This window comes from Klebsiella sp. 2-CIP_Kleb., from assembly GCF_050378715.1.
In the GTDB taxonomy this organism is placed as follows: domain Bacteria; phylum Pseudomonadota; class Gammaproteobacteria; order Enterobacterales; family Enterobacteriaceae; genus Klebsiella; species Klebsiella quasipneumoniae.
Genome location: NZ_JBNRLG010000004.1, coordinates 87,763 through 102,608, shown reverse-complemented (window position 1 = coordinate 102,608; position 14,846 = coordinate 87,763). Strand labels below are relative to the sequence as shown.

15 protein-coding genes are annotated in these 14,846 nt (G+C 58.6%); 8 read left to right on the top strand and 7 right to left on the bottom strand.

Annotated elements, in window-relative coordinates:
• Positions 1 to 16: 16 nt before the first annotated feature.
• The 4 genes from gpsA to ACQUTP_RS15665 form a co-directional block, all read right to left on the bottom strand.
• On the bottom strand, positions 17 to 1,036 hold the full coding sequence (gene gpsA, locus ACQUTP_RS15680; protein ID WP_285756167.1) for an NAD(P)H-dependent glycerol-3-phosphate dehydrogenase: 1,020 nt from the start codon (positions 1,034 to 1,036) through the stop codon (positions 17 to 19).
• Positions 1,036 to 1,503: a protein-export chaperone SecB gene (secB, locus tag ACQUTP_RS15675; protein WP_002922428.1), complete on the bottom strand. Its 468-nt coding sequence runs from the start codon at positions 1,501 to 1,503 to the stop codon at positions 1,036 to 1,038. The genes gpsA and secB overlap by 1 nt, the downstream gene beginning before the upstream one ends.
• Before the next feature lie 60 nt (positions 1,504 to 1,563).
• A complete protein-coding gene (gene grxC / locus ACQUTP_RS15670; protein ID WP_002922429.1) occupies positions 1,564 to 1,815 on the bottom strand; it encodes a glutaredoxin 3 in 252 nt (83 codons plus the stop codon).
• Positions 1,816 to 1,919: 104 nt separating this feature from the next.
• On the bottom strand, positions 1,920 to 2,351 hold the full coding sequence (locus tag ACQUTP_RS15665) for a rhodanese-like domain-containing protein (protein WP_004205046.1): 432 nt from the start codon (positions 2,349 to 2,351) through the stop codon (positions 1,920 to 1,922).
• Positions 2,352 to 2,596: 245 nt separating this feature from the next.
• Between ACQUTP_RS15665 and gpmM the strand changes: the two genes are divergently transcribed.
• From gpmM to ACQUTP_RS15650, 3 genes are read left to right on the top strand one after another with little or no spacing between them, the layout of a single operon-like run.
• Positions 2,597 to 4,141, top strand: coding sequence for a 2,3-bisphosphoglycerate-independent phosphoglycerate mutase (gene gpmM, locus ACQUTP_RS15660; protein WP_004205047.1), 1,545 nt, complete (start codon positions 2,597 to 2,599; stop codon positions 4,139 to 4,141).
• A gap of 9 nt (positions 4,142 to 4,150) precedes the next feature.
• Positions 4,151 to 5,422: a murein hydrolase activator EnvC gene (gene envC, locus ACQUTP_RS15655; protein ID WP_004205048.1), complete on the top strand. Its 1,272-nt coding sequence runs from the start codon at positions 4,151 to 4,153 to the stop codon at positions 5,420 to 5,422.
• A 3-nt stretch (positions 5,423 to 5,425) separates the two neighbouring features.
• Entirely contained in the window at positions 5,426 to 6,382 is a 957-nt protein-coding gene (locus ACQUTP_RS15650) for a divergent polysaccharide deacetylase family protein (protein WP_004205049.1), read from the top strand.
• A 5-nt stretch (positions 6,383 to 6,387) separates the two neighbouring features.
• On the opposite strand, the gene ACQUTP_RS15645 is transcribed toward ACQUTP_RS15650, so the two are convergent.
• The 3 genes from ACQUTP_RS15645 to kbl all read right to left on the bottom strand — a co-directional run bounded on the left by ACQUTP_RS15645 (position 6,388) and on the right by kbl (position 9,577).
• The gene (locus tag ACQUTP_RS15645) at positions 6,388 to 7,176 is read right to left on the bottom strand and encodes a glycosyltransferase family 2 protein (RefSeq protein ID WP_032456729.1); all 789 of its coding nucleotides are present in this window, start codon (positions 7,174 to 7,176) and stop codon (positions 6,388 to 6,390) included.
• A gap of 169 nt (positions 7,177 to 7,345) precedes the next feature.
• Positions 7,346 to 8,371 (bottom strand): L-threonine 3-dehydrogenase, encoded by a 1,026-nt coding sequence (gene tdh, locus ACQUTP_RS15640; protein ID WP_004205051.1) that lies wholly within the window; start codon positions 8,369 to 8,371, stop codon positions 7,346 to 7,348.
• Positions 8,372 to 8,383: 12 nt separating this feature from the next.
• Entirely contained in the window at positions 8,384 to 9,577 is a 1,194-nt protein-coding gene (gene kbl, locus ACQUTP_RS15635; protein ID WP_017900044.1) for a glycine C-acetyltransferase, read from the bottom strand.
• Positions 9,578 to 9,790: 213 nt separating this feature from the next.
• Here kbl and rfaD point away from each other — a divergent pair, with 213 nt between their 5' ends.
• From rfaD to ACQUTP_RS15610, 5 genes are read left to right on the top strand one after another with little or no spacing between them, the layout of a single operon-like run.
• Positions 9,791 to 10,723: an ADP-glyceromanno-heptose 6-epimerase gene (gene rfaD, locus ACQUTP_RS15630; RefSeq protein WP_004205054.1), complete on the top strand. Its 933-nt coding sequence runs from the start codon at positions 9,791 to 9,793 to the stop codon at positions 10,721 to 10,723.
• 8 nt (positions 10,724 to 10,731) lie between these two features.
• Positions 10,732 to 11,790: an ADP-heptose--LPS heptosyltransferase RfaF gene (gene rfaF / locus ACQUTP_RS15625; RefSeq protein WP_004205055.1), complete on the top strand. Its 1,059-nt coding sequence runs from the start codon at positions 10,732 to 10,734 to the stop codon at positions 11,788 to 11,790.
• A 3-nt stretch (positions 11,791 to 11,793) separates the two neighbouring features.
• Positions 11,794 to 12,765 (top strand): lipopolysaccharide heptosyltransferase RfaC, encoded by a 972-nt coding sequence (gene rfaC / locus ACQUTP_RS15620; RefSeq protein ID WP_004205056.1) that lies wholly within the window; start codon positions 11,794 to 11,796, stop codon positions 12,763 to 12,765.
• Positions 12,765 to 13,673: a sugar glycosyltransferase gene (locus ACQUTP_RS15615; protein ID WP_017900045.1), complete on the top strand. Its 909-nt coding sequence runs from the start codon at positions 12,765 to 12,767 to the stop codon at positions 13,671 to 13,673. The genes rfaC and ACQUTP_RS15615 overlap by 1 nt, the downstream gene beginning before the upstream one ends.
• Entirely contained in the window at positions 13,651 to 14,820 is a 1,170-nt protein-coding gene (locus tag ACQUTP_RS15610; protein ID WP_017900046.1) for an O-antigen ligase family protein, read from the top strand. The genes ACQUTP_RS15615 and ACQUTP_RS15610 overlap by 23 nt, the downstream gene beginning before the upstream one ends.
• Positions 14,821 to 14,846: the final 26 nt, after the last annotated feature.

The window sequence follows — 14,846 nt, the reverse complement described above, 5'->3', positions numbered from 1 at the left end:
AGGTGACAAAGGAAAGCTAATTGCTGCTGCGCTCGTCCTTGCGGGCGCGACCCAATAAGGTCAATGCTGCCTCGCGCGCAATTTTTCCGCAATACAATACCTGATAAATTTCCTCGGTTATTGGCATTTCGACACCTAAACGCTGTGCCAGAACGCGAACTTCCTTGGTATTGCGGTAGCCTTCAACCACCTGGCCAATCTTTTCCTGGGCGCTTTGCACGTCCATCCCCTGGCCGAGCATCATGCCGAAGCGACGGTTACGGGACTGGTTGTCGGTGCAGGTGAGCACCAGGTCACCGAGGCCGGCCATCCCCATAAAGGTTTCCGGGTCGGCGCCCAGCGCCGCGCCAAGGCGAGACATTTCCACCAGGCCACGGGTAATCAGCGCCGTCCGCGCATTGGCGCCGAAGCCGATGCCGTCCGACATCCCCGCCCCGATGGCGATGACGTTTTTCACCGCGCCGCCGAGTTGTACGCCGATAAAGTCCGGGTTGATGTAGACGCGGAAGCTCTTGCCGCAGTGCAGCAGGTGCTGCAGATCCTCGGCAAACTGCGGATCCGTCGCCGCCAGCGAAATCGCCGTCGGCAGGCCGGCGGCCAGCTCTTTGGCGAAGGTTGGCCCGGAGATCACCGCCAGCGGGATATCATCGCCCAGCGCTTCACGCGCCACGTCCTGCAGCAGACGACCGGTTTCGGCCTCAAGGCCTTTGGTCGCCCACACCAGACGCGCGTCAGGACGCATCAGCGGTTGAATCTGGCGTAACACCTGACCAAACACATGGCTTGGCACCACCACCAGAATATCGCGGCTGGCGGCCAGCGCGGTGGCCAGGTCGCTTTCAAGATGCAGCGTATCCGGGAAAGGCACATCGGGAAGGAACGCGGCGTTGCAGCGATCGTGTTGCAGCGTCGCGATATGTTTCGGGTCATGGCCCCAGAGCACAACGTGGTGGCCATTTCTTGCCAGGGTGATGGCAAGAGCGGTGCCGTAAGAGCCGGCACCGATCACAGTCATTGCAGCATTAAGTGCGTTCATCAGGCATCCTGATGTTGTTCAGCACCTTCGCCAGCCTGCTGCTGCAGATAGTTCATAAACAGCGCGTCGAAGTTCACTGGCGCAAGGTTAAGTTGCGGGAAGGTACCGCGGGAAACCAGGCTGGTGATGCACTCGCGCGCGTACGGGAACAGAATGTTCGGGCAGTATGCGCCAAGGCAGTGCGCCATCTGGGTGCCTTCGATGCCGTCGATGGAGAAAATACCGCCCTGCTGTACTTCGCAGAGGAACGCGGTCTCTTCGCCCAGAGCGGCGGTCACGGTTACACGCAGCACCACTTCATAAACGCCTTCAGCCAGCTGGGTGGAGGCGGTATCCAGATCAAGTTTAACTTCCGGCTGCCAGTCTTTCTGGAAAACTTGCGGCGCGTTCGGCGCTTCAAAAGAGATATCTTTGGTATAGATACGCTGGATCTGGAAGGTCATTTCGGTGCTGTTTTGTTCTGACATAGTAAAACCCTTTCGTGTTGTCCTTAAATACGCGCTTCCGGCAGGGAAAGCGCGCAAAAATTAGCGCAAGAGGGGATCAAGTCCACCACGTGAATCAAGCGCATACAAGTCGTCACAGCCGCCAATGTGCTGCGCATCAATAAAAATCTGCGGAACCGTCGTCCGTCCGCTGCGCTGGATCATCTCCTCACGCTTCGCGGCATCGCCATCGATCGGCAACTCATGGAACGTTACGCCTTTGCTGTTCAGCAGCGCTTTCGCGCGGATGCAGAACGGGCAGGTCGCTTTGGTGTAGATCTCAATATTGGCCATGACTTCACTCCTGTTATTACCCTGAGGGTTTTACGCCGCAGCCTGTGTTCCCCTCACGTCAGGCGCGACGGGGAAAACGCGGCGGCATCACCACGCGAGGTAAGTTATTTGCCGCGTACCAAAGGGAGGTTTTCGCCGCTCCAGCCAGCAATGCCCTCTTTCAGTACAAAGACTTTTTCAAACCCGGCTTTGTTCAGCGCGTTGGCTGGCTCTTGCGCCTGCATGCCGGAACCGTCTACCACAATAATGGGTTGCGATTTGTGTTTTTCCAACTCGCCGACGTTATTCGCTTTGATATCGCTGGGCAGCAGGTTGATGGCGCCGGCAATATGGCCTTTACGGAAATCGTCACGCTGACGCAGGTCGACCACTACCGCGTCTTCTTTATTGATAAGACGCGTCGCTTCACCACGGGTGATGACTTTAACTTTCGACATCAGGCCCTTGAAGGTGGTGAACAGCACCGCCCCCAGCAGCGCGATCCACGCGATGCTCAGAACAGGGTGACGGCCGATGAATTGCATAATTTCTTGCATGGGGGGTTACAACTCCCGACTAAGTGAGAAAAAAACCAGGAAAGGAGTATACCTGTGCCTTGCGGCAATTACAGCCAGTGAGCGCGATGTAATGTATTTTCTGCGGGCGGCGGCGAAAAAAAGCCGTTCTCGCTGACGCGCCGCGGACTGGCCGCTCCCTTTCTTTGATCTTTCACGGGGATTTAAACGATTCAGCTGTAGTAAAATTACGCAAAATTTCTGTCTTTGAGCATGAGGTTGTCGCAATGTCGGTTACTAAAAAACCTATGGTACTGGTGATTCTGGATGGCTACGGCTATCGCGAAGACCAACAGGATAACGCCATTTACAGCGCTAAAACGCCGGTAATGGACGCCCTGTGGGCCAAATGTCCGCATACCCTGATCGATGCATCCGGCCTGGAAGTTGGCCTGCCGGACCGTCAGATGGGGAACTCCGAAGTGGGTCACGTCAACCTGGGCGCCGGTCGTATCGTCTATCAGGACCTGACCCGTCTCGATGTGGAAATTAAAGAACGCACCTTCTTCGCCAACCCGGTACTGACCGCCGCGGTCGATAAAGCGGTTGCCGCCGGCAAAGCGGTACATATCATGGGTCTGATGTCGCCAGGCGGCGTCCACAGCCACGAAGATCACATCATGGCGATGGTGGAGCTGGCGGCAGAGCGCGGCGCTGAGAAGATCTACCTGCACGCCTTCCTCGACGGCCGTGATACGCCGCCGCGCAGCGCGGAAAAAACGCTGGCGACATTCGAAGCCAAATTTGCCGCGCTGGGCAAAGGCCGCATCGCGTCGCTCATCGGCCGCTACTACGCCATGGACCGCGACAACCGCTGGGATCGCGTTGAGCAGGCCTATGACCTGATGACCCTGGCGAAAGGCGAATTCCAGGCCGATACCGCCGTCGCCGGTCTGCAGGCTGCCTACGCCCGTGACGAAAACGACGAGTTCGTGAAAGCGACCGTGATCCGCGCCGCCGGCCAGGCCGATGCGGCGATGGAAGATGGCGATGCGCTGATCTTCATGAACTTCCGTGCTGACCGCGCGCGCGAAATCACCCGCGCCTTCGTCAACGCCGACTTCGACGGCTTTGCGCGTAAGAAAGTGGTTAACCTCGACTTCGTGATGCTCACCGAATATGCCGCCGACATCAAAGTCGCCTGCGCCTACCCGCCCGCCTCGCTGGCCAATACCTTCGGCGAGTGGATGGCCAAGCACGATAAAACCCAGCTGCGCATCTCCGAAACTGAAAAATACGCCCACGTCACCTTCTTCTTCAACGGCGGCGTAGAAGAGCCGTTCAAAGGCGAAGAGCGGATTCTGATTAATTCGCCGAAAGTAGCGACCTACGATCTGCAGCCGGAAATGAGCTCCGCCGAGCTGACCGAGAAACTGGTCGCGGCCATCAAAGGCGGCCAGTACGACACTATCATCTGTAACTACCCGAACGGCGATATGGTTGGCCATACCGGGGTGATGGAAGCCGCCGTAAAAGCCGTTGAAGCGCTGGATCACTGCATCGATCAGGTGGCGCAGGCGGTGGAATCCGTTGGCGGTCAGCTGCTGATCACCGCCGACCACGGTAACGCCGAGCAGATGCGCGACCCGGCCACCGGTCAGGCGCATACCGCCCACACCAACCTGCCGGTTCCGCTGATCTACGTCGGTAACAAAGCGGTTAAAGCGGTCAATGGCGGCAAACTTTCCGACATCGCCCCAACCATGCTGTCGCTGATGGGAATGGAAATCCCGCAAGAGATGACTGGCAAGCCGCTGTTCATCGTGGAATAATCCTTCCCCATGAGGGGAAAGGCGACGTATTCAACTACATGGATCGCAACGGCAGTTCGATCCGTCCTTTACGCCAGCGCGCTCAGCGCTGGCGTATTACTGTGCGCGTCATCTGCGCACGCCGACGATCGCGATCAGCTTAAGTCCATCCAGGCCGACATCGCCGCCAGGCAGCGGGCGATTAAGCAGCAGCAGCAGCAGCGCGCAAGCCTGCTCGCCCAGCTCAAAGCGCAGGAAGAAGCGATCGCCGCCGCGGCCCGCAAACTGCGCGAAACCCAGGACAACCTGAACCAGCTCAATAAGCAGATTGACGAAATGAACGCCTCTCTCGCCAAGCTGGAGCGCCAGCGCGCGTCTCAGGAGCGTAACCTCGCCGCGCAGCTTGACGCCGCGTTCCGCCAGGGGCCGCATACCGGCATCCAGATGGTGCTGAGCGGTGAAGAGGGCCAGCGCAATCAGCGGATGCAGGTCTACTTCAGCTATTTCAACCAGGCCCGTCAGGAAACCATCGCGGAACTGAAGAAAACGCGCGAAGAGATGGCGGTGCAAAAGTCGATGCTCGAAGAGAAGCAGAGCCAGCAGCAGACGCTGGTCTACGAGCAAAAAGCTCAGCAGGCGAAGCTGGAGCAGGCGCGTAACGAACGGAAAAAGACCCTTTCCGGACTGGAATCCTCCATTCAGCAAGGTCAGCAACAGTTAAGTGAATTGCGGGCTAACGAATCGCGCCTACGCGGTCGTATCGCCCAGGCGGAGGCTGCCGCCAAAGCCCGAGCCGATCGGGAAGCACGCGATGCGCAGGCGGTGCGCGACCGCCAGCAGGAAGCATCGCGCAAAGGCACCACCTATAAACCAACGGAAAGCGAGCGTTCGCTGATGTCACGCACCGGCGGGCTGGGCTCGCCGCGCGGTCAGGCGTTCTGGCCGGTTCGCGGTCCGCTCCTTCATCGATATGGCGAACAGCTGCAAGGTGAACTACGTTGGAAAGGGATGGTTATCGCCGCGTCTGAAGGCACCGAAGTCAGAGCCATTGCCGATGGTCGGGTCATTCTGGCCGACTGGCTGCAGGGCTATGGTCTGGTGGTGGTGGTCGAGCATGGCAAAGGCGACATGAGCCTGTATGGCTATAACCAAAGCGCGCTGGTCAGCGTCGGTACGCAGGTGCGTGCCGGTCAGCCTATCGCGCTCGTAGGCAGCAGCGGCGGTCAGGGCCGTCCGTCGCTCTATTTCGAAATTCGCCGCCAGGGTCAGGCGGTCAATCCACAGCCGTGGTTGGGAAGATAAGTTTTGCTTCAATTTCGCGCAATTGCTCTTGCCGTAGCCGGTTCGCTGGCTCTGGCGGCGCCAGCGTTCGCTGGCAAACTCTCCATCGTTATTGACGATTTTGGCTACCGCCCGCAGACCGAAAATCAGGTGCTGGCGCTGCCTTCCACTATCTCCGTCGCCGTGCTGCCGAACGCGCCGCACGCCCGGGAAATGGCCACGAAAGCGCATAATCTGGGCCATGAAGTGCTCATCCACCTGCCGATGGCGCCGCTCAGCAAACAGCCGCTGGAAAAAGACACCCTGCGTCCCGAAATGAGCAGCGAGGAGATCGAGCGCATCATTCGCGAGGCTTACGGCAAAGTCCCCTACGCCGTCGGGCTGAATAACCATATGGGCAGCGCGATGACCTCCAACCTGTTTGGCATGCAGAAGGTGATGCAGGCCCTGGAGCGCTACAATCTCTATTTTCTCGACAGCGTGACCATCGGCAATACCCAGGCCATGCGCGCCGCGCAGGGCACCGGGGTGAAGGTGATTAAGCGCAAGGTGTTTCTTGACGATACGCAGAATGAAGCCGATATCCGCACCCAGTTCAACCGCGCCATCGCCCTGGCGCGGCGTAACGGTTCGGCGATAGCCATTGGCCATCCGCATCCGACGACGGTGCGGGTGCTGCAGCAGATGGTCTATAATCTGCCGCCGGATATCACGCTGGTGCGCCCGAGCAGCCTGCTCAACGAGCCGCAGGTCGACAATTCGACGCCAAACTACGCTCAGCCGCCCGCGCAACAAACGGCGCCGCAGCAGCAGAAGCCGCGTAATCCGTTCCACGGCGTGAAGTATTGCAAGCCGAAGCGCCCGCTGGAGCCCGTGAACGCCAGCCGCTTCTTCACTATCCTCAGCGACAGCATCAGCCAGAGCGCGCTGGTCCAGTACTATCGCCTCAAATGGCAGGGCTGGGACAATCCCGGCAACTAGACCACTCAGGGGTCCGTTCGCTTTTGCGCGACGGGCGCCTGGTTATCTTCGTGGGCGTACCACGCCTTAAAATATTTGAGAAAGCTATAAAACGTGGCGTACAGGCCGGTGACCACGCCGACTTTGCCATAGCGCCACGCCCCGCTGAACAGATACCATTTAAAGAAAGCGCCAATCGCGCTGACGATCCCCCGCGCCAGCGAAGGTTTGATCTGCTGGTGCTTCACCAGCCGGGTGGTATAGCTGTTCAGCTTATTAAACACTTCATGCAGCGAATAAAAGGTGTCATGGCGTACAAAGCCCGGCAGCCTGACGGATCGCGCGTGTCCAACCACCTGGTCATCCACCGGCCGGTCGTTAAATCGCGCCTGCTGGCGGTTAAAGAGGCGCACCGGGTAATCCGGCGAGGAAATGGGGTAGATCGTCCGCACCTGCTTGCCGAGGACAAACCAGTAGCGCGGCAAACGCCAGGCGCAGCTCGGGTCAGGCTCCTCCCCCGCTTTTAACGCCTGAATGGCCGACACGACGTCGTTATCAAGAATTTCATCGCTGTCCATGCACAGCACCCAGTCATGGCTGGCCAGCCCAATGGCATAGTTCATCTGCGCGCCGTGGGCTTTATAGGCATGGTGATGGACGGTGAGACCAAACTGCTGACAAATAGAGACCGTTTCGTCGGTGCTACCGGAGTCGACGACAATACACTCATCGGCCACCCTCAGCAGCGGGGGCAGCACCTCCATGAGCAGACGTGCAGAGTTACAGGTCAGTAAGCATACGGAGAGTTTAAGCATGATAGTTACAAAGTTAAACCGCGACTAAACACACTGTATAAGCGAATAACCGTAAAATCGATGTAGAAATTGTGCGCTTGATATTAAGCAGGCTAAAAATGTTATCCAAATCTAAATTAAGGCGCCCGCAGGCGCCTTTTTTGCTGGTTTTTACAACAGACCGGAGGCGTTATTCCCAGCTCAGAACCACTTTACCGGACTGGCCGGAGCGCATGGCGTCAAAACCCTTCTGGAAGTCGTCAATGCCGAAGCGGTGGGTGATGATCGGTGAAAGATCCAGACCAGACTGGATCAGCGCCGCCATCTTATACCAGGTTTCGAACATCTCGCGGCCGTAGATCCCTTTGATAAACAGCCCCTTAAAGATGACCTTGGTCCAGTCAATGGACATATCTGACGGTGGAATACCCAGCATCGCGATACGACCGCCGTGGTTCATGGTATCCAGCATGCTGCGGAACGCCGGCGGCGCGCCGGACATCTCCAGGCCCACGTCGAAACCTTCGGTCATCCCCAGCTCGGCCATCACGTCATTGAGGTTCTCTTTCGCCACGTTCACCGCGCGAGTGACGCCCATTTTGCGCGCCAGCTCAAGACGGTACTCGTTAACGTCAGTGATCACCACATTACGCGCGCCGACGTGTTTCGCCACCGCCGCCGCCATCACGCCGATCGGGCCGGCGCCGGAGACCAGCACGTCTTCCCCCACCAGATCGAAGGAGAGCGCAGTGTGCACCGCGTTGCCGAACGGGTCGAAGATAGACGCCAGGTCATCAGAGATATTGTCGGGGATTTTAAAGGCGTTAAAGGCCGGGATCACCAGATACTCGGCAAAGCAGCCCGGGCGGTTGACGCCCACGCCGATGGTGTTGCGGCACAGGTGGGTACGGCCCGCGCGGCAGTTACGGCAGTGGCCGCAGGTGATATGCCCTTCGCCGGAGACGCGGTCGCCAATCTTAAAGCCGCGCACTTCCTGGCCAATCCCCACCACTTCGCCGACATATTCGTGCCCGACCACCATCGGTACCGGAATAGTCTTCTGCGACCACTCATCCCAGTTGTAGATGTGCACGTCGGTCCCGCAAATGGCGGTCTTGCGGATTTTAATCAGCAGATCGTTATGGCCGACTTCCGGTTCCGGTACGTCGGTCATCCAGATGCCTTCTTCCGCTTTCAGTTTGGATAACGCTTTCATCTCACACCCTTATTAGGCGATGACGCCCAGTTGTTTACCGATGCGGGTAAAGGCTTCCACCGCACGCTCAATTTGTTCAGGGGTATGCGCCGCCGACATCTGGGTGCGAATACGCGCCTGGCCTTTCGGTACCACCGGATAGAAGAAGCCGGTGACATAGATCCCTTCTTTCTGCAGCTCGCGGGCAAAGTTCTGCGCCACCACCGCTTCGCCCAGCATCACCGGAATGATGGCGTGGTCGGCGCCCGCCAGGGTGAATCCTGCCGCGGTCATTTTTTCACGGAACAGACGCGCGTTGGCCCACAGGCGATCGCGCAGGTCTGCACCCTCTTCGACCATCTCCAGCACTTTGATGGAGGCGGCCACGATGGCCGGCGCCAGAGAGTTAGAGAACAGATACGGACGGGAACGCTGGCGCAGCCACTCGACCACCTCTTTGCGTGCGGCGGTGTAGCCGCCGGAGGCGCCGCCCAGCGCTTTACCCAACGTACCGGTGATGATATCGACGCGCCCCATCACATCGCAGTATTCGTGGGAGCCGCGGCCGTTTTCGCCGACGAAGCCGACGGCGTGGGAGTCATCGACCATCACCAGCGCATCGTATTTATCCGCCAGATCGCATACGCCTTTCAGGTTGGCGATCACGCCGTCCATCGAGAAGACGCCGTCGGTGGCGATTAACACGTGACGCGCCCCGGCGTCGCGGGCTTCTTTCAGGCGCGCTTCCAGCTCCTGCATGTCGTTGTTGGCATAGCGGAAGCGTTTCGCTTTACACAGGCGTACGCCGTCGATGATAGAGGCATGGTTCAGGGCGTCGGAGATAATGGCGTCTTCCGGGCCGAGCAGCGTTTCAAACAGGCCGCCGTTGGCGTCGAAGCAGGAGGAGTAGAGGATCGCGTCTTCCATACCGAGGAAATCCGCCAGCTTCTTCTCCAGCTGCTTGTGCGTATCCTGGGTGCCGCAGATGAAGCGTACCGAGGCCATCCCGAAGCCGTGGCTGTCCATACCGGATTTCGCCGCGTCGATCAGCGCCGGGTGGTTGGCCAGACCCAGATAGTTATTGGCGCAGAAGTTAATCACGTGGCTGTCGCCGACGGTAATATCCGCCTGCTGCGCCGAGGTGATGATGCGCTCTTCTTTAAACAAGCCTTCGGCCCGAGCGGTCTCCAGATTGCTAGTTAACTGTTTGTAGAAATCACCACGCATTGCAACTCTCCAGATTCGGCAAAATTTGGCACATATTACCCAAAGCTATACGCTGATACGAGATGATGCATGCCTGAATGAATTATTTGCAGCATAAATCACGTCAGCCCAGCACCTTATTCTGCGAATGGCTGTAGGCTTGCTCATGTGGTGATATGATATGAGCATTCATGTCCGGATTGTCTCCGGGCTCTCAACTTCAAAGGTACAGTTATGATCATCGTAACCGGCGGCGCAGGCTTTATCGGCAGCAACATCGTTAAAGCGCTGAACGACAAGGGCATTACCGACATTCTGGTTGTCGACAATCTGAAAGACGGCACCAAGTTTGTGAACCTGGTTGACCTGAACATCGCTGACTACATGGATAAAGAAGACTTTCTGATCCAGATTATGGCAGGCGAAGAGTTCGGCGACATTGACGCTATCTTCCACGAAGGCGCGTGCTCTTCCACCACGGAGTGGGACGGCAAGTACATGATGGACAACAACTATCAGTACTCCAAAGAGCTGCTGCACTACTGCCTGGAGCGCGAAATTCCGTTCCTGTACGCCTCTTCGGCAGCCACCTACGGTGGACGCACCAGCGATTTCATCGAGTCCCGCGAGTACGAGCAGCCGCTGAACGTCTACGGCTACTCCAAATTCCTGTTCGATGAATACGTCCGTCAGATCCTGCCTGAAGCCAATTCGCAGATCGTCGGCTTCCGCTACTTCAACGTTTACGGGCCGCGCGAAGGCCACAAAGGCAGCATGGCGAGTGTCGCTTTCCACCTCAACACCCAGCTGAATAATGGCGAAAGTCCGAAACTGTTCGAAGGCAGCGACGGCTTCAAGCGCGACTTCGTCTACGTCGGCGACGTGGCTGACGTCAACCTGTGGTTCTGGGAAAACGGCGTTTCCGGCATCTTCAACCTCGGCACCGGCCGCGCGGAATCCTTCCAGGCCGTCGCCGATGCGACCCTGGCGTACCACAAAAAAGGCAGCATCGAGTACATCCCGTTCCCGGACAAACTGAAAGGCCGCTACCAGGCGTTCACCCAGGCGGATCTGACTAACCTGCGTAAAGCGGGCTATGACAAACCGTTCAAAACCGTTGCCGAAGGCGTAACGGAGTATATGGCCTGGCTGAATCGGGGCGCGTAAGAGATAACATGAAAATTCTGGTGGTAGGCCCGTCTTGGGTGGGCGACATGATGATGTCGCAAAGTCTTTATCGTACGCTCAGGGCGCGCTATCCCCAGGCGATTATCGACGTGATGGCGCCTGCCTGGTGCCGTCCGTTGTTATCGCGCATGCCGGAAGTGAACGAAGCGATCCCGATGCCGCTGGGCCACGGCGCGCTGGCTATCGGCGAACGCCGCAAGCTCGGGCACAGCCTGCGCGAGCGTCGCTACGATCGCGCTTACGTGCTGCCGAACTCGTTTAAATCGGCATTAGTCCCCTTCTTTGCCAACATCCCGCTGCGCACCGGCTGGCGCGGCGAGATGCGCTACGGCCTGCTCAACGACGCCCGGGTGCTGGACAAAGACGCCTGGCCGCTGATGGTGGAACGCTACGTGGCGCTGGCCTACGACAACGGCGTGATGCGCTGCGCCAAAGATCTGCCGCAGCCGCTGCTGTGGCCGCAGCTGCAGGTCAACGAAGGGGAAAAGTCGCAGGCCTGCAGCGCCTTTAACCTGTCCAACGATCGGCCGATCATCGGCTTCTGCCCCGGCGCGGAGTTCGGCCCGGCAAAACGCTGGCCGCACTATCACTATGCTGCGCTGGCGAAAAAGCTCATCGACGATGGCTATCAGATCGCGCTATTTGGCTCGGCAAAAGATAACGAGGCCGGCAAAGAGATCATCGCCGCCCTCAGCAGCGAGCAGCAGGCCTGGTGCCGGAATCTGGCGGGTGAAACCCAGCTGGAGCAGGCGGTGATCCTGATTGCCGCCTGTAAAGCGGTGGTGACTAACGATTCGGGGCTGATGCACGTCGCCGCGGCGCTGGACCGCCCGCTGGTGGCGCTGTATGGCCCGAGCAGTCCGGACTTTACCCCGCCGCTGTCGCATAAAGCGCGCGTGATCCGCCTGATTAGCGGCTACCACAAAGTGCGCAAAGGCGATGCCGCCGAAGGCTATCATCAGAGCCTGATCGACATTACGCCAGAGCGCGTCCTGCAAGAGCTGAATGAATTGTTGACGGATAAAACCGGGCACGAGGAAGCGTAGCGGATGCGGGTATTGATTGTAAAAACCTCATCGATGGGCGACGTGCTGCACACGCTGCCCGCGCTGACCGACGCCGCGCAGGCTATCCCCGGCATCCGCTTCGACTGGGTAGTGGAAGAAGGCTTCGCGCAGATCCCCTCCTGGCATGAAAGCGTCGAGCGGGTGATCCCGGTGGCGATCCGCCGCTGGCGTAAAGCCTGGTTCTCCGCGCCGATCAAAGCGGAGCGTAAAGCCTTTCGCGAGGCCGTCCAGGCGGTAAAGTATGACGCCATCATCGACGCCCAGGGGCTGGTGAAAAGCGCTGCGCTGGTCACCCGCCTGGCGCACGGCGTCAAGCATGGTATGGACTGGCAAACGGCCCGCGAGCCGCTGGCCAGCCTGTTTTACAACCGCCGCCACCACATTGCGAAACAGCAGCACGCCGTGGAGCGTACCCGCGAGCTGTTCGCCAAAAGTCTCGGCTACGCGAAACCCCAAACCCAGGGGGATTACGCCATTGCGCGCCATTTCCTGCAGCACGAGGCTAGCGCTGCCGCCCCCTATCTGGTGTTCCTGCATGCCACCACCCGCGACGATAAGCACTGGCCGGAAAACCGCTGGCAGGAGCTGCTCGATCTGCTGGCCGACAGTGGCGTCCGCATTAAGCTGCCGTGGGGCGCCCCGCACGAAGAGGCGCGGGCGAAGCGGCTGGCGGAAGGCCGGGAGTATGTTGAAGTGCTGCCGCGCATGAGCCTTGAGCAGGTAGCGCAGGTTCTGGCCAGCGCCCGGGCCGTCGTCTCGGTCGATACCGGCCTCAGTCATCTGACCGCCGCGCTGGATAAACCGAACTTCACGCTTTACGGCCCGACCGATCCGGGGCTGATTGGCGGATACGGTAAAAACCAGCACATCGTGCGGCCGGAAAACAGCGCCAGCACCGGCGATATTACCGCCAGCCGGGTTCATCTTCTTCTGCACAATCAGGGGCTGCTCTGATGGGATCTCTGTTTAAGCAGATCTATCGCTACACCCGCCCTCGCGCTTATCGTCACAATGAAAATCTGTGGCCTTTTACCCGCATCACCCGCGCGCCGAGCGGCGAAATCAGCGCGTTGCGCTATAAAGGGAAAACGGTGCCGCTGGTCAGCCTGAGCGCGCTGAAAAACAGCATGCAGGGTGAAGTCCTGCTGACCGCCACCGGCCCTTCGACCCGCAATATCGATTTTTCCCTGTTGTCGAAAACGATCCCAGTGATGGGCGTCAATGGCGCCTGGCATCTTGCCGACCGCCTGCACTTTTCGCTCTATACCATCGTCGACATGGAGTTTTTCGATAAGAAGCCGGACATTATCCGCGCTATCGTCAGCCAACCGGACATTCTGCTGTTCACCACCATGCATGGGATCGCCAAAATCGTCGATCGCTATCCGGACGCGCTGCGCTGCCGTTTGGCGTTGATTGAGGACGGTTGCTATAAGATTTACCAGCCGAAAGTCGCCAGCGAAGCGATAAAGCGCACTTACCAGCAGAATCCGGCGATGTGCTTTCATCCCCAGCGCCCGGATATCTGTTTTAGCACCGATATTCGCCAGGGCGTCTTTGATGCCGGTACGGTGGTCTACTGGGCGCTGCAAGTTCTCGCCTGGCTGGGCTTCAATACTATCCTGGTGAGCGGCCTGGATATGACCAATTTTAACCAGCCGCGATTCTACGAAACACAACAAGAAAAATTGCCTTCTTACCTGGCAACAAAAGTGGATACCCTCGTCATGCCCTCCTTTGCGCATGCCGCGCAGGTACTGCAGCAACGCCAGATCCGGGTGATTAATTTTTCCCCAGAAAGCGCTGTACCGGATACTATTTTCGAAAAGGTTGCGTTTAATGAGTACTTTAAAAGTGAGTAACTTCGCCCGACAGGGTTACTCGATTGTCTTTCCTTTGTTTTTATTTTTCAGCGCGATTTTTTGTATGTCCACCCGGACCAATAATCTGCTGCATTTATCGATCCTGCTGCTGTTGCTGTCGCTGGTACGCCAGGAAAATCGCCAGGCGCTGGCCGACGTGTTACGCGAGCAGTGGCAGACCTGGACGCTGCTGGCGGCCTTCTTTACCTATTACGCCCTCAGTAACCTGTGGGGCCATACGCCGCAGCATATTGATTCGCCGATCACCCACGGTGTGTATCTGACGGGCTATCTGTTGCTGATGGCGATGCTGCTTAGCGACGAACGAACCCGCCGCCTGGCCATGCTGGCGGTGGTTGGCGGGATCACCGTGCTCTCGCTGTGGACGCTGATGTTCGACCACACGCTGGTCCTCACCGAACGAGCGGTCTCCCCCGAGAACCCCGGGCCAACAAACGTTATCGACCTTGCCGGATACTGCGGCATCGGCATCTTAATCTGCGGCATGCTACTGAAAGAAAAAGCCAGCCACTGGCTCTATCTGCCGGTGGCCATCATGCTGGTGATGATGCTGCTGACCCAAAGCCGCGGGCCGATCATCGCCCTGGTGCTGGCGGTCGGCTGTACGCTGCACCTGCACGTCTTCACCCGCCGCAACCTGCTGATCGCCGCGGCGCTGGCCGTGCTGGTGGCTCTGCTTTTAGTCATGACGCCGGTGGGCGACATGCTGCTCGCCCGTTTCGAAGAGCTGGGCACCCAAAGCGGGCTGCGTCTGAGTATCTGGCACCATACGCTGTCGGAGATGGCCAGCCAGCCCTGGCTGGGACGCGGTTTCAGCTATGAACTGGATTTCATCAACTACAGCGGCGAACACATCACCACCACCCACAGCGTGTATATGGGCGCCCTGCTGAAAGGCGGCATCGTGGGTTTACTGCTGCTGCTGGCGGTCATTGCCTGCGGACTCTGGCAGGCGTGGCGCAAGCGCCGCTCCGACAGCCGCTACAGTCTGGCGATCCTGTTTTACGCTCTGGTGTTTATGGCCTCGCAGGGGATGTTTATCATCAGCAACCCCCGGGAGACCTGGGTGCTGTTCTGGCTGCCGCTGGGCATTGCGCTCAGCAAAGGGCTGGCGGAAAAGCGTTAACAAAAAAGGGCCGCTGACGGCCCTTT